The sequence below is a fragment of the Thermodesulfobacteriota bacterium genome (genome assembly GCA_030583865.1).
Classification (GTDB): domain Bacteria; phylum Desulfobacterota; class GWC2-55-46; order GWC2-55-46; family GWC2-55-46; genus UBA5799.
Genome location: CP129479.1, coordinates 528795 through 542544, shown reverse-complemented (window position 1 = coordinate 542544; position 13750 = coordinate 528795). Strand labels below are relative to the sequence as shown.

Here is a 13750-nt window from a genome sequence, read left to right as displayed (position 1 = left end):
AGCCGCTACGATTGACGAACGACATGTCAGCCCCAAAATAATAGCGGGCCCGCAGACCGGGCCCGCTATTGAACATATCATATTACTAGAAAGGTCTGATTATTTCGTTGTTCGTCATTGATCAGGCCTTCCCCAAGGTCATGCGTGCTGCCCTATAAGTTTCTTTATCTTCTCTATGGCCCCTAGCGCGTCCCCGCCGTACTCGTCGGCGCCTATCTTGTCGGAAAACTCCTTTGTCACGACCGCGCCGCCGACTATGGTAAGGGCCTTTATGCCCTTTGCCTTGAGCCGCTTTATGACATTGTCCATTTCAAGCACCGTCGTGGTCATGAGGGCCGAGAGGCCGACTATGTCCACCTTGTTCTTCTCGGCTTCCTCGACGATACGGTCTGCGCTCACGTTTTTCCCGAGGTCTATGACCTCGAAGCCGTGGTTTTCAAGCAGTGTCGCCACGATATTTTTTCCGATGTCGTGGATGTCTCCCTCGACGGTAGCAAGGAGAACCTTACCGAGCGAAGGTCCTTTCCGTCCCTGCATCTCCTGCTTTAGCCTCGCGAATGCCTTCTTCATGGTGTCGGCAGAGAGCATTACCTGCGGCAAATAATACCTGTTCGAGGCAAAAAGCTTCCCCACCTCTTCGAGGCCCGGCACGAGCGCCTCGTTGGATATTTTTATCGGCTCCCAGCCCTCCTTGAGGGCCTCCTCGACGAGCGCGGTTATGTTCTCCTCGTCCCCTTCGATTATGGCGCGCTTGAGCCTGCCGCCGATTGACTGGTCCGCCGAATTGGGAGCGGCAATTACAGGAGCGCCCTCCGCCTTTACCGCCTGGGCCTCCGTAAGCGCCTGGTGCCTCCTTATATACCTCTCTGCCCGGACGTCCTTGTTCATGAGTACGAGAGAGGCGTGGAAGGCGTCCATCATGGCCTTGTTGTTCGGGTTTATGATGGCCGCGTCCAGGCCCGCCTCAAGCGCCATCGTAAGGAAGTTCGCGTTTATGACCTCCCTTGCCGGGAGGCCGAAGGATATGTTGCTTACGCCCAATACGGTCGAGAGGCCGAGCCGCTCCTTTACGAGCCTTATGGACCTCAATGTCTCTTTCGCGCTCTCGGGCATGGCGCTCACCGTCATGGCCAGGCAGTCTATTACGAGGTCCTCTTTTCTCATGCCCGCCCTTATTACAGCGTCAAGCATCTTCTCGGCCACCCTCAGCCTGCCTTCGGCGGTATCCGGTATGCCGTCGTCGTCAAGTGCAAGGCCCAGGAGCGCAGCCCCGTACTCCCTGGCAAGGGGGAGTATGGATGTTAGTTTCTTCTCCTCGCCGCTTATGGAATTTATGAGCGGCTTGCCGTCAACTGCCTTAAGGCCTGCAAGGACGGCATTAGGGTCGGAAGAGTCGATGACTATCGGAAGCATCGAATTCTCGTTCACCGCGAAGACGGCCCTCGCCATTGCCGAAGGCTCGTCAATGCCCGGCACTCCGACGTTCACGTCGAGCGCGTCGGCTCCCGCAGCCTCCTGCCCTCTGGCCTCGTTCCTTATGCCGGCTGTCTTCCCCTCTTTTATCTCCGCTGCAAGGAGCTTCCTGCCCGTGGGGTTTATCCTCTCGCCTATGATAATGGGTGAGAACCCGCCCCCGAACGATACGAAAGAGGTCCGGGACGAAAGCGCGGTGAAACCGGCTTTCCTCGCGGGCGCGGGTTTCGAGTTCCTGAAGGCGTCGCCCATCTTCCTTATGTGCTCGGGGGTGGTGCCGCAGCAGCCGCCGAGCACCCTCACCCCGGCCTCGGCGAGCCTGGGAACAAAACCTGCCATCTCCTCGGGAGAGGCAGGGAAGACTGTCTCGGTGCCCTTGAGGACCGGGATGCCGGCGTTGGCCTGGGCTATAAGGGGAATGGAGACGACCTTCGACATTGCGAGTATCGCCTTGTATATGCCTTCTATGCCCAAAGAGCAGTTCGCGCCCACGCAGTCCGCGCCGAGGGATGCGGCGGCGATGGCGAAGGACTCCGGGGGAGTGCCGAGGACCGTCCTCATGGTCTCGTCAAAGGTCATGGTGGCGACGACCGGAAGCCCCGAGGACTTCGCGCCCTTTATAGCGGCCTTCATCTCGCGGAGATCCATCATGGTCTCGATTATTACGAGGTCCGCTCCGCCCTCCTTGAGGGCCATCGCCTGCTCCCTGAAAATCTCCTCTGCCTCGTCATAGGGCAGGTCGCCGACCGGCTCGACGAACTTTCCGGTCGGGCCGAGCCCTCCGGCCACGAACCTTTCCGGGCCGACGGCCTCCCTCGCGCATCTTGCAGCCGCGACGTTTATCTCCCTGAGCTTCGGGGCAAGGCCGTACTCGTCGAGCTTAACCCTGTTCGCGCCGAATGTGTTCGTGGTCGCTATGTCCGAGCCGGCTTCGATATATAACGAATGCACCTTCTTGACGAGTCCCGGCTCCTTAAGGCAAAGCTCGTCCGGGCAGCCGCCGGGCTTAAGCCCCAGCCTCTGGAGCATTGTCCCGGTTGCGCCGTCGAAAACGAGCGGCCTTTTCGCCATTTCTGAAAGAAAATCGCGCATCATACTCTCCCGAATGTAATCAGACTATGGGCAGCCTCTAAAAATTAGAAATTTTTCCCGCAATCAAGGAAGGCCGGGAATAAAAAGCGGAGCATATATGATAATATGTGAGCACTTTTATTCCCGTAACTACGCAGAGTCCGGGGAAAAGATCAATTTTTAGAGGCTGCCCATGCAATTGTAATAGTTTATGCCGATATCCGCAAGGCTTTATGCAGAGGAAGTTCAGTCCTGAAAACTTCTAAAGCTCCGGGACAGTACTGCCGAAAAGCAAACTGTAGGTATCCTGGTCTTCTGAAGCGGGTGGAGAGCATGCGCCTCTTACAGCATTACCTCAATAGCCTGCACGTCTTCTGCAGGATGCGTTCCCTCGGGATGAGCAAGGCCAGGGCCCTCATGCTATCCCGGTTATGGGAGAGGCTCATACACCCCTATATATACAGCAGGCGCGGCTGAATCGTCAGCCGACCCGTATCTCCGCCGCCTCGAGCTCCTTTATCCTGTCCCGGAGTTCCGCCGCCTTCTCGAAATCCATCTTCTTAGCCGCCCTCTCCATCTCTTTCTTAAGCGACTTTATGAGTCGCGGCAGCTCGTGAGGCGGCACGTATTCCCCGGCCTTTTCCGCCGCTACCGGCACGGTATCGTAGTCGCTTTCGTATATGGAGCTCAGGACGTCCTTTATCCTGCTCTTTATGGTCTCGGGAGTGATGTTGTTAGCCCTGTTGAACTCGGATTGCTTCTCGCGCCTCCGGGCGGTCTCGTTTATCGCGGCCTGCATGGATTTAGTGACGGTATCCGCGTATAAAATGACCTTCCCGTTCACGTTACGCGCGGCCCTGCCCGAAGTCTGTATAAGCGACCTCTCGGAGCGGAGAAACCCTTCCTTGTCCGCGTCGAATACGGCGACGAGCGAGACCTCGGGTATGTCGAGCCCCTCCCTTAAAAGGTTTATACCGATGAGCACGTCGAACTTCCCCATTCTCAAATCACGGATTATCTCCACCCTCTCGAGCGTCTCGATGTCCGAATGCAGGTACTTGACCTTTATCCCAAGCTCCGAATAATACTGCGTCAGGTCCTCGGCCATCCTCTTGGTGAGGGTGGTAACGAGCACCCTCTCGCCGGCCTTTACCCTCTTTTTTACTTCCGATAGGAGGTCGTCAACCTGGGCAGCCGCGCTCCTGACCTCTATTTCCGGGTCCATGAGGCCGGTCGGCCTTATTATCTGCTCTACGACGCTCCCCCGGGCCATGCGGTACTCGTACTCTCCCGGGGTGGCCGATACATAGACGGCCTGGGTTATCTTCCTTCCGAACTCCTCGAACTTGAGGGGCCTGTTGTCCAGGGCCGAAGGTAGCCTGAAGCCGTACTCGACGAGCGTTTCCTTTCTCGAGCGGTCGCCGTGGTACATGCCGTTAAGCTGCGGCACCGTTATATGGCTCTCGTCGAGGAAGAGGATATAGTCCTCGGGGAAGTAGTCTATGAGCGTATATGGCGGCTCGCCGGGGAGCCGCCCCGAGATGTGCCTCGAATAGTTCTCTATGCCCGGGCAGTAGCCCATCTCCTGCAGCATCTCTATGTCGAATAGCGTCCTCTGCTCTATTCTCTGCGCCTCCAGGAGCTTCCCTGCGGCCTTAAGCTCCTTAAGCCTTTCGCGTAGCTCCACCCTTATGCCCTCGATGGCCCTCGTCAGGTTGTCTCGGGTCGTGACGAAGTGGCTCGCGGGATGTATGAGCGCCTTTTCGGCCTTCCGGAGGGGCTTGCCCCGGAGCGGGTCTATTTCTGTTATGGATTCGATGGTATCGCCGAAGAACTCGAACCGGAGGGCCGTCTCCGCCTCGTAAGCCGGGAAGACGTCCACCACGTCCCCCCTCACCCTGAATGTCCCCCTGTGGAAGTCCACGTCGTTCCTCGAATACTGCATGTCCACGAGCTTTTTAAGGAACGCCGCCCTGTCGGTCTCCATGCCTCTTTCAGCGTAGACGTGCATGGAGCCGTAGTCGTCAGGCGAGCCTATCCCATAGATGCAGGAGACCGATGCGACTATGATGACGTCCCTCCTCGTAAGGAGCGAGTGGGTCGCCGAGTGCCTTAATTTGTCTATCTCATCGTTTATGGAGGCGTCCTTCTCGATGAAGGTGTCGGTCGTCGGCACATAGGCCTCTGGCTGGTAATAATCGTAGTACGAGACGAAATACTCTACCGCGTTATCCGGAAAGAGGTCCCTGAACTCCGCATAGAGCTGGGCCGCGAGGGTCTTATTCGGGGCGATGACGAGCGCCGGCCTGCCGAGCTCCTCTATTACCTTGGCTGAGGTGAAGGTCTTGCCCGAGCCTGTGACACCAAGGAGCACCTGGTATTGCTCGCCGCCCCTCAGTCCATCTACAAGGGCCTCTATGGCCCGAGGCTGGTCGCCTTTGGGCGTGAACTCCGATTTTATCCTGAAGATAGATTCCTTTTTTCTCATCTAACGCCTTATAATTACTCGAATTTCCTTAAAAAGTTTACCCTCTAAGATACCACGAAAACCTCATGGAGTAAACAGGCTGGCCCGGGCAGCGTCTTGGGGCTTCCCGGGGTTTGGTTCGCCTCTGCAGGGCAAAATATATTTTTATTTCCCGCCTCCTTGTGCTATTTTTAATATTTCTGGCAAAAACGCGGAAATGACAGGAGCAACATCAGATGGACTACAAGGAGACCCTTAACCTCCCCAGGACCGACTTCCAGATGCGGGCCGAGCTACCCAAAAAGGAGCCGGAAACGCTCAAGGCCTGGGAGGACTCGGGCCTTTACAAAAAGATAATGGAAGCGGGGAAGGAAAGGCCCAAATACACGCTGCATGACGGCCCGCCCTACGCGAACGGCAGGATACACATAGGCCACGCCCTTAATAAGATCCTCAAGGACTTCGTGGTAAAGAGCAGGTTCATGTCGGGCTTCTCGACAGACTATGTGCCGGGCTGGGACTGCCACGGCCTCCCCATAGAGCTTCAGGTCGAAAAGGAGCTGGGCAAGGAAAAACACGGCGTATCCAAGCTGGAATTGCGGAAGAGGTGCAGGGCCTACGCGGAAAAATTCGTGGAGGTCCAGCGCGAGGACTTCAAGCGCCTCGGCGTCTTCGGCGAATGGGATAGGCCCTATCTCACCATGGACTACGGCTACCAGGCCTCGATTCTCCGGGAGCTCAAGAGGTTCGCCGAGAACGGGATCGTTTACAAGGGCAAGAAGCCGGTCCACTGGTGCCCTTCCTGCATGACCGCCCTTGCCGAGGCGGAGGTCGAGTACGCTGACAAGACCTCGCCTTCGGTGTATGTCCGGTTCGAAATGGACAAGGCCGGGCTTGAGAGAAAGCTGGGCATGGCCATACCTGACGAGAAGGCGTATGTCATAATCTGGACGACCACGCCCTGGACCCTTCCGGCGAACCTCGCCATCGCCCTCCACCCGGAGCTCGACTACGCGTTGGTATCCGCCGGGGGCGCATCGTACATAGTGGCAGAAGGCCTCCTTGAGGAGGTCTCGAAGAAGCTCGGCTGGACCTCCCCTGATGTATTGAAGAAGTTCCGCGCCTCTCAAATCGAGGGCATGCAGGCCCGCCATCCGTTCATAGACAGGGACTCCGTCATCCTTCCCGGCGAGCATGTCACTCTCGAAGCGGGCACGGGCGCGGTGCACATAGCCCCGGGACACGGCCAGGACGACTACGAGCTCGGCCTTAAGTACGGCCTCGACATATACAACCCCGTTGACGACGCGGGAAAGTTCATGCAGGTCGTGCCCGAGTTCGCGGGGCAGCACGTCTTCAAGGCCAACGACGCCATAGTGGAGCTTCTCCGGAATAACGGCTCCCTCCTTTTGAAAGAAGATATAAGGCACTCGTACCCGCACTGCTGGAGATGCAAATCCCCCATTATATTCAGGGCAACGGAGCAGTGGTTCGCTTCGATGGAAGCGTGGGAGGCGGGGGAGGCAGGCGGCCTGAGGAAAAAATCCCTGGAGGCCATCGCCGGGAAGGTCAGGTGGATACCCGCCTGGGGCAAGGACCGCATCTATAATATGGTGCAGAACAGGCCGGACTGGTGCCTCTCAAGGCAACGCGCCTGGGGCGTGCCCATACCGGCCCTCAAGTGCGTAAGCTGCGGCAAATCCGTACTCGACGCCGGCCTTGTCGAGAGGCTCGCCTCTGTCGTCGAGAAGGAAGGCGCTGACGCCTGGTTCGGAAGGGACTTGAAAGAATTCGCGCCCGAGGGCATCTCCTGCCCTGATTGCGGCAAAAAAGATTTCCGGAAGGAAGAGGACATCCTGGACGTCTGGTTCGATTCGGGCGTCAGCTTCGCGGCGGTGCTCGAAAAGAGGGATAACCTCAAGTTCCCGGCGGACCTCTACCTCGAAGGGAGCGACCAGCACAGGGGCTGGTTCCATTCCTCGCTCCTTGCCTCAGAGGCCACGCGCTCGGTCCCGCCCTATTCGGCGGTACTTACCCACGGTTTCGTGGTAGACGGCTCAGGAAGGAAGATGAGCAAGTCCACGGGGAACGTTGTCGCGCCGCAGGAGGTCATCTCCAAATATGGCGCGGAGGTACTGCGCCTCTGGGTCGCCGGAGAGGACTACCGCGAGGACGTAAGGATATCGGAGGAGATACTCAAGAGGCTTTCCGAGGCCTACAGGAGGATACGGAACACCTTCAGGTTCATACTCGGCAACCTCTACGACTTCGAGCCTGAAAAAGACCAGGTCCGCTACGAGGAGCTGGAGGAGCTGGACAGGCTGACGCTTCACAAGCTCACCCGGCTCACCGAGCGGATACGGGCCGCTTATGACGATTTCGAGTTCCATGTCGTATACCACACCGTGCACAACTTCTGCACCGTCGACCTCTCGGCCTTTTATCTCGATGTCGTGAAAGACCGGCTTTACACGGCCAGGGCCGACTCAAGGGGAAGGAGGGCCGCACAGACCACGATATACCATGTGCTCGACCATCTGATCCGCCTTACTGCGCCTGTCCTGGTATTCACGACCGACGAGGCGTGGGCCTTCATGCCCGGGGAAAAGGCCGAGAGCGTGCACCTTTCTTCCCTGCCCGAGCCTCAAAAAGAGTGGCTCGACCCGTCGCTCGAGGAGAAATGGGACAGGCTCATGCAGTACAAGGGCGAGCTATCCAGGGCGCTGGAGGCCGCGCGGCAGCAGGCAAAGATAATAGGCCACCCGCTCGACGCTCAGGCCGTCGTATACCCGCCGGAGAAGGACCTCGACCTCCTCCGGAGCGAGGAGAAGGCGCTCGAAGAGGTCCTCATCATCTCGAGGCTCATCGTCTCCGACCAGCCTTTGGTCGGAGACGCCATCGGAGGGGACGGAAAATCCGTCATGTTCTCGTCCGAGGAGATACCCGGGCTCAATATCGTTGTGGGCAGGGCTGACGGCGGGAAATGCGAGAGGTGCTGGCACTACAGCACCTATGTAGGCAAGGACCATGAGCACCCGGCCATATGCGAAAGATGCGTGGAGGCGTTGAAATAAGGGCAAACTACAAAATATTCGCCTCGGTCTCGGCTGGAATAGCCGTGCTCGACCAATTGACTAAGCTCGCCGTCATGCGGAGCCTCCATCCTTACGAGGCCGTCGAGGTGGTGCCCGGCTTTTTCAATATCGTATATTATCTCAACAAGGGCGCCGCCTTCGGCATACTTAACCAGGGGGGCAGCCTGAGAAAGCTCTTCCTCATAGGCGTCTCCCTTGCCGCGCTCGTGCTCCTTGCGGTCCTTGTAAGGCAGTCCAAAGACAGGCTTTCTCTCCTGGCCTTCTCGCTTGTCGCTGGCGGCGCCATCGGCAACCTCGTCGACAGGATACGGTTCGGCTCGGTCGTGGACTTCCTGGACTTCCATGTCGCCTCCTGGCACTGGCCCGCCTTTAATGTGGCCGACTCCGCCATTACCGTCGGGGTGGGGCTCGTCATCTTCAGCTACTTCTTTTCAAGGCACGAATAAATCTCCCCGCATTAAAGACCTATCCTGTCCGATTTACTATTGAAAACAGGCCTGAAAAGTGGCACAATCAGCACTCCTTTTAGAATGGATTGGCAAGTCGAGCAATGAAGCTCCCGGGCCGTTCGTTCCCGTCCGCCCATTGACTCGAATCTGCCGGCCTCCTTGTAAAAAATTAAAAAAACCAGGCGTTAATGCCCTCAGCAGGAAAAAGCTCCAGTGCCGGCACCGTGCAGGCCGGAGGCACTTGAGTTGAAGCAGCACAGGTTAAGGCTATACTTAACAAAAAAAGCGCGAAATTCCCATGCACTGCTACTTAACGGCGCAAACCGGCCAGGCAATCAAGTAAACAAGACCCCCGAGGTCGTTTTTCCTCAATTCAACCGCGGAACAAACACGTACCGGAGGTCGTGATGAATAAGTCGAATGAAAAGATGCTGGGCTGGGGAGACCTGCTGGACCTCAAGCGGATGGACATACGCGTCCTCCACAAGACCTGGTTCGCTTTTTTCCTTACCTTCTTCGTCTGGTTCAACATGGCCCCGCTCGCGACGGTAATAGCGGAGGAAACCGGCCTCACCATGCAGCAGATGAAGCTCCTGGCCATCTGCAACGTGGCCCTTACCATGCCCGGCAGGGTCATCATAGGCATGCTCTCGGACAGGTTCGGGCCGAGAAAGACCTTCACGGGCATAATGCTCGTACTGGCCATCCCCTGCTTCGCGTTCGCATTCGGCAGCTCCTACACCCAGATGCTCGTCTCAAGGCTTCTCCTTTCGGTGGTCGGCACCGGTTTCGTAGTCGGCATACACATGACCTCTCTCTGGTTCAAGCCGAGGGACATAGGGTTCGCCCAGGGCGTGGAGGCCGGGCTCGGCAACTGGGGCTCCTCCATAGCGGCCATAATCCTCCCGGTCCTGGCCATCAATATCTTTCACGGCGCGTGGGGCTGGCGCTACTCCATAGCCGCAAGCGGCGTGGTGATGATGGCCTTCGGCCTCTACTACTATTTTTCCACCACCGACGGCCCGCCCGGCACGACCCGCCACAGGACAAGGAAGGCCGCGGCCATAGAGGTGAGCACCTGGGGCAGCATGATCAACGCCATCATCTGGACCGTGCCCATAATAGGCATCCTGGCCCTTCTCGCATGGCGCATCTACGACATGGGCTTCATGGGCATGAATGCCCTGATAATCTCGCTCGCGGTAATCGGGGCGGTCGTCCTCTACCAGACGATACAGATTTTACGCGTAAACCTGCCTATCCTTAAAAAGGGTGTCCCGGCTGACGACAGGTACAGGTTCACGGACGTCGCCTGCCTCTGCACCTGCTACATGGCCTCCTTCGGCGCGGAGCTCGGGGTAATATCGATGCTCCCCGCTTTTTTCCAGAACACCTTCGGCCTTACGCCGCAGTACGCGGGCCTCATAGGATCGCTCTTCGCGTTCATGAACTTCTTTTCGAGGTCGCTCGGCGGGTATATCTCGGACAGGTCCTCCTCGCGCCGGGGCGTCATGCTCGTGTACCTTGCGGGCATCACCATAACCTTCGGCCTCATGGGCCTCATAAGCCCGGAATGGCCGCTCTGGACTGCCGTGCTCGTGACAGTACTCTGCGCCATCTTCGTTACGGGCGGCTGCGGGACGACCTACGCGCTAGTGCCCCTCGTAAAAAGGCGCATCACAGGGCAGGTGACCGGGTATGTCGGCGCTTACGGGAGCGTCGGGGCGACACTTTACCTCACGGCCTATACCTTCATGAGCGACAGCGCTTTTTTCTTCTTCATAGGCGGGACCGCCCTGTCTACTTTCATCTTCTGCCTCTTTTTCCTGAAGGAGCCCAAGGGCGCGTTCGCGCACGAGTACCAGCTTTCCTCAGTCGACAGGGAGCTTATGAAATCAGGGAAGTTCTGAGCGGACGCTCAGCGGTTTCACGAAGAGATGCCTTTCGACTACCTGACCCGGCCCGGCGGCCGGGTCAGTCTTTCTCCAGCCCAAGCCTTTCCGACTCCCCTGAGATGAACTCCCTGAGGACGTTCAGGTCCTCATCGGAAATGGACGTGAACATCACGCCATAGCCTCCGAAAAGGGTCTTGGTCGAGACGTCCGAGGTGGACCACTTGACCGTAGCCCTGGTCTCGAGCACCCGCGAAGAGCCGGGCACCGAGAACCGGAGCCTCAAGACCGCCCCGGCCAGAAGCTCGGCCCTGGCGTTGAGGAAGGCGCCCGTCTCGCTCAGGTTCAAGAGATATCCGGTCTTCACCATTTCGCCGACCGAAAAGTCCGCGGGGATGGAGACCGGGACCCTTAGCCGCGGCTTCCCCGAAGCCTTTTCAGGGAACAGCAGCCTGTTGACCCTGAAGACGATCTGCTCCGGCGTAAGCCCCTTGGTCATGAGCCCGTCCGCGCCCAGGTTTTTCAGCTTCTCCATCACCTCTCCCGGCTCGTATGCGCCGGTTATGACGAGCACCGGGAACCTGCCCTTCAAGCCGTTTAGGCTTATCCAGTCGAGGACGCTGAAGCCGTCCATGTCAGGCATCTGGAGGTCCAGCATCAGGAGGTCTATGCCCGAGGCGTCTATCTTGAGTTCCCCGATAAGCTCCCTTCCATCCTTCACGAGCCTCACCTTGTGACCGGCTTCGACGAGTATGTCGCTCAGCTTGGTCCTGAAAAAAACGGAGTCGTCCGCCACGAGGACGGTCCTGGAGTCCCTGGTTATCATCCCTCTCCTTCCTTTCTGCGAGAGGCCGGCAGGGGCTCGCTATGGGCCGCCCGCAAAACTGGGTAGCCGGGCTATTATGATGCGTTTACGCGGGGTAATCTCTTGGTGAGGAACTGGATGGAATCGGCTTGCTGAGGAAACTGACCGGCCTTTCAGGATATTATACCTGAAAAGCCGGCAATAGGTCAATCCGGGGTCACTCCTCCTGCTTGGGAAGCTCCCATGTGGCATAGGTGCAGGAGGGGTACTTCGAGCAGCTGAAAAAGACCCTGCCCCTCTTGGTCCGCCTCTCGACGAGCATGCCGCCGTCCTGGTTGGGGCAGGGTATTCCCGTTGAGACCGACATCGTTGTCTTGCAGCTCGGGTAATCCGGGCAGGCCAGGAACCTTCCGAATCGGCCGCTCTTGACGACCATGTTCTTCCCGCAGGTCGGGCAGGGCGTGTCGGTCGCCTCGGCTGTCTTCTCGACCGCCTTGACCTTGCCGTCCTCGCCTATGGTGAAGTCCTTGGTGTTCTTGCATTCGGGATACGCGGAGCAGGCCAGGAACTTGCCTTTCCGGCCCCATTTTATGACCATCATGCTCCCGCACTTCTCGCAGGCTATGTCGGTCGGGACCTCCTCGGCCTTTATGTTCTTCATCTCCTTCTTCGCGCGCTCGAGGCTCTCCCTGAAGGGGCCGTAGAACTCCTTCATGGTCTCGCGCCACTCGGCGCGCCCCTCCTCGATCATGTCGAGCTCCTCCTCCATGTGGGCCGTGAACTCGACATCGAGGATGCCGGGGAAGCTCTGTATGAGCATGTCCGTTACCGTAAAGCCCAGTTCCGTGGGCTTCAATTGCTTGTTGTCCTTGACGACGTATTCCCTGTCCTGGATGGTCGAAAGTATGGCGGCGTAGGTCGAGGGGCGGCCTATGCCCTTCTCCTCAAGCTCCTTTACGAGCGAGGCCTCGGTGAACCTCGGTGGCGGCTGCGTGAAGTGCTGCGCCGGGTCGAGCCCGAGGAGCTTCAAATCCTCCCCCTTCTTGAGGGCAGGCAGCCTCTCCTCCTTCTCCTCCTCCACGTCCTGCCCCTCTATGTAGACTGCCATGAACCCGGGGAACTTCACGGTAGAGCCGGAGGCGGAGAAGATATAGCCTTTCGCCTCTATCTGGGCCCTTGTCTGGTCCATTACCGCGTGCGTCATCTGGCAGGCGATGAACCTGTTCCATATGAGCTGGTAGAGCCTCCACTGGTCCCTTGAGAGGTGGGCCTTGACGGCCTCGGGCGGGTACTGGAAATAGGTCGGCCTTATGGCCTCGTGCGCGTCCTGTGATTTCTTCTTGGACTTGTAAACGTTCGGGGACTTGGGGAGGTATTCGGCCCCGTATTTCTCCTGGATGAAAGCGCGCGCCGCCGCGACCGCCTCTCCCGATATCCGGGTCGAGTCGGTCCTCATGTAGGAGATGAGCCCGACCGGCCCCTCGTTTCCGAGCTCGACGCCCTCGTAGAGCTGCTGCGCGAGCATCATGGTCTTCTTCGCGGTGTAGCCGAGCTTCCGGGCCGCCTCCTGCTGGAGCTTGCTTGTGGTGAACGGGGCCGCGGGGTTCCTTTTCGTCTCCTTGGTCTCTACCTCGGACACCCTGTACGAGGCCCCGTCGAGGTCCGCGAGCGCGGCCTTCGTCTCGGATTCGTTATTGAGCTCTATCTTCCGGCCGTCCATTTTGGCGAGCTTCGCCGTAAAAGCGGCCCCTCCGAGCGTTTCGAGCCTCGCCGATACCGACCAGTACTCCCTCGGCACGAACGCCTGGATCTCGCGCTCCCTGTCGCAGATTATGCGGACCGCGACGGACTGGACCCTCCCGGCTGAAAGGCCCCTGCGGACCTTGTCCCAGAGTATGGGGCTCACCTGGTAGCCCACCAGCCTGTCGAGGACGCGCCTGGCCTGCTGCGCCTCGTACTTGTGCTGGTCGAGGCCCGTCGGATGGCCTATTGCCTCCTTTACGGCCTTTTCCGTGATCTCGTTAAAGAGGACCCGGAAGGTCTTCTCCTTCTTCTTGTCTATCTCCTCGGCTATGTGCCAAGCTATGGCCTCGCCCTCCCGGTCGGGGTCGGGCGCGAGGAATATCCTCTCGGCCGCCTTCCCGGCCTTCTTCAATTCCCGGACGGTCGCGGTCTTTCCCTTTATGAGCTCGTAATGGGGCTCGAAGCCGTTGTCCACCTCGATGCCGAGCTTGCTCTTGGGGAGGTCCTTTATGTGGCCCACGGAGGCTAGCACGTTGAAGTCCTTGCCGAGGAACTTGTTTATGGTCTTTGCCTTTGCGGGCGATTCTACTATGACAAGCGATTTTCCCATCTCTCTATCTGTCCTTCGATTTCCCTTCTCAAGGTTTCACGACACAGCCCTTCCGGCTGCATGACTTTCAAAATAAGGGTGCCTCTAAAAAACAGGAATTTTTTCTGAGGTCAAGCGAAGAGCGGAAATAAAAAGCGCAGCATAT

The 13750-nt window shown here is 58.3% G+C and carries 8 protein-coding genes; 4 read left to right on the top strand and 4 right to left on the bottom strand.

Going from position 1 to position 13750, the window contains the following annotated elements; genetic code table 11:
* Positions 1-138: 138 nt before the first annotated feature.
* Entirely contained in the window at positions 139-2568 is a 2430-nt protein-coding gene (locus QY316_02520; GenBank protein WKZ33298.1) for a homocysteine S-methyltransferase family protein, read from the bottom strand.
* 309 nt (positions 2569-2877) lie between these two features.
* Between QY316_02520 and QY316_02515 the strand changes: the two genes are divergently transcribed.
* Complete coding sequence (locus QY316_02515) at positions 2878-3021, top strand: hypothetical protein (GenBank protein WKZ33297.1); 144 nt, start codon at positions 2878-2880, stop codon at positions 3019-3021.
* 4 nt (positions 3022-3025) lie between these two features.
* Here the strand turns inward: QY316_02515 and uvrB are convergent, their stop codons facing one another.
* Positions 3026-5032: an excinuclease ABC subunit UvrB gene (gene uvrB, locus QY316_02510; GenBank protein WKZ33296.1), complete on the bottom strand. Its 2007-nt coding sequence runs from the start codon at positions 5030-5032 to the stop codon at positions 3026-3028.
* Between the two features lie 215 nt (positions 5033-5247).
* Between uvrB and ileS the strand changes: the two genes are divergently transcribed.
* The 3 genes from ileS to QY316_02495 all read left to right on the top strand — a co-directional run bounded on the left by ileS (position 5248) and on the right by QY316_02495 (position 10465).
* Positions 5248-8085 (top strand): isoleucine--tRNA ligase, encoded by a 2838-nt coding sequence (gene ileS, locus QY316_02505; GenBank protein ID WKZ33295.1) that lies wholly within the window; start codon positions 5248-5250, stop codon positions 8083-8085.
* A complete protein-coding gene (gene lspA, locus QY316_02500; protein WKZ33294.1) occupies positions 8055-8552 on the top strand; it encodes a signal peptidase II in 498 nt (165 codons plus the stop codon). Before ileS ends, lspA begins: the two co-directional genes overlap by 31 nt.
* Positions 8553-8962: 410 nt before the next feature.
* Entirely contained in the window at positions 8963-10465 is a 1503-nt protein-coding gene (locus tag QY316_02495; protein WKZ33293.1) for an MFS transporter, read from the top strand.
* Positions 10466-10529: 64 nt separating this feature from the next.
* On the opposite strand, the gene QY316_02490 is transcribed toward QY316_02495, so the two are convergent.
* Positions 10530-11273 (bottom strand): response regulator, encoded by a 744-nt coding sequence (locus tag QY316_02490; GenBank protein ID WKZ33292.1) that lies wholly within the window; start codon positions 11271-11273, stop codon positions 10530-10532.
* 196 nt (positions 11274-11469) lie between these two features.
* On the bottom strand, positions 11470-13605 hold the full coding sequence (topA, locus tag QY316_02485) for a type I DNA topoisomerase (protein ID WKZ33291.1): 2136 nt from the start codon (positions 13603-13605) through the stop codon (positions 11470-11472).
* Between the last annotated feature and the right edge of the window lie 145 nt (positions 13606-13750).

Bases quoted from the DNA above. Each gene is read 5' to 3' on its own strand.
- ileS (WKZ33295.1), top strand. From the start codon at position 5,248: ATGGACTACAAGGAGACCCTTAACCTCCCCAGGACCGACTTCCAGATG.
- lspA (WKZ33294.1), top strand. From the start codon at position 8,055: ATGCGAAAGATGCGTGGAGGCGTTGAAATAAGGGCAAACTACAAAATA.
- QY316_02490 (WKZ33292.1), bottom strand. From the start codon at position 11,273: ATGATAACCAGGGACTCCAGGACCGTCCTCGTGGCGGACGACTCCGTT.
- uvrB (WKZ33296.1), bottom strand. From the start codon at position 5,032: ATGAGAAAAAAGGAATCTATCTTCAGGATAAAATCGGAGTTCACGCCC.
- QY316_02495 (WKZ33293.1), top strand. From the start codon at position 8,963: ATGAATAAGTCGAATGAAAAGATGCTGGGCTGGGGAGACCTGCTGGAC.
- QY316_02520 (WKZ33298.1), bottom strand. From the start codon at position 2,568: ATGATGCGCGATTTTCTTTCAGAAATGGCGAAAAGGCCGCTCGTTTTC.
- QY316_02515 (WKZ33297.1), top strand. From the start codon at position 2,878: ATGCGCCTCTTACAGCATTACCTCAATAGCCTGCACGTCTTCTGCAGG.
- topA (WKZ33291.1), bottom strand. From the start codon at position 13,605: ATGGGAAAATCGCTTGTCATAGTAGAATCGCCCGCAAAGGCAAAGACC.